The following is a 1,031-nucleotide window of genomic DNA, read 5'->3' as shown; positions in this document are numbered from 1 at the left end:
CTTTTAAAAGTGTCAACATTTGGTCCAAGCTCAGCTAAAATAGTGGCTGCACAAGCTTCACTCACTCCAGGAATGGTTTGGAGTAGTTTATTTTCTTCAGGGAAACTCCTTTTCGATATAAGCCTGAATCTCACTAGTTAATTTATCCATAAGTTCTTGATACATACGATATTCTTCTAAACTCTGATTCAATAACAATCGGTCTTCTAGTAACAGCTTCCCATTTATGGCTTCAAGGAGTTTCTTCAGAACTTGCTTTCACTCGCTTATGGATACAGGAAGAAATCGTATCGACATCAATCGTTTCTCCGTTGATGAAAAGGTTCAAGAGTGCCTGTCCTGTCTTAGAGAAAATGTCAGACAGATAACTGGTTAGCTTAATATTGGTACGTTTAAGGAGGTTATGGATTTCATTTTTGACTTGGGTTTGGCGTTGTTTATAAGACCGCAGGCGGCGTGTCAGTCATCGTAAATGCATGACTTCCGAACTTGGGATATAAGAAGGCGCAATCAGACCACAGCGCCCCAGTTGGGCCATCCATTCGGCATCTTTCATATCTGTTTTTTGACCAGGTACATTCTTGATGTGTTGAGGATTGGCTAGAACGAGAGTTAGTTCAGAATCGGAGAAGATATTGAAGAGTGTCACCCAGTATTGACCAGTAGACTCAAAGAAAACATGCGTCACATGATTTTCTTCTAACCAAGTTAGGGCATTTTGAAGAGCGATGGTTGTTGTTCCAAATTTCTTCTGAAGCTTTTTAGGTTTTTTGGTATCCAGCGGACCATCTAGGATACAAGAAACAATGGATTTCTGGTGAACATCAATACCACAGCAGGTTTCAATCATGACTTCCATACGAAGAGCCTCCTATTTTCATTTTGAACAATCGAATAAGAGGTTAGTTGTCATTTTATTTTCACGCTCAAGGCATAGTCGAGTGATCTCATGACTCTTATTCCTCCAGTTTTGTGTACAGGTTAGGCAAAGCCCTAATAAAGACTACGGATTTGTATTGTTCACCTACATT

At 39.9% G+C, this 1,031-nt stretch carries 2 protein-coding genes; both read right to left on the bottom strand.

The window, feature by feature from the left end; genetic code table 11:
* A partial coding sequence (locus ACMZ6U_RS10505; RefSeq protein ID WP_416108357.1) for a transposase occupies positions 1-134 on the bottom strand: 134 nt, incomplete at its 3' end.
* 329 nt (positions 135-463) lie between these two features.
* Positions 464-859, bottom strand: a complete 396-nt coding sequence (locus ACMZ6U_RS10500) for an IS110 family transposase (protein WP_416108356.1) — start codon at positions 857-859, stop codon at positions 464-466.
* Positions 860-1,031 lie beyond the last annotated feature (172 nt).

Source organism: Streptococcus pluranimalium, from assembly GCF_047785745.1.
Classification (GTDB): Bacteria; Bacillota; Bacilli; order Lactobacillales; family Streptococcaceae; genus Streptococcus; species Streptococcus pluranimalium_B.
This window is presented reverse-complemented; position numbering and strand designations above follow the sequence as displayed.

What these genes read in the sequence shown, in the direction of transcription:
- ACMZ6U_RS10500 (WP_416108356.1), bottom strand. Translation starts at nt 859, where the DNA reads ATGGAAGTCATGATTGAAACCTGCTGTGGTATTGATGTTCACCAGAAA.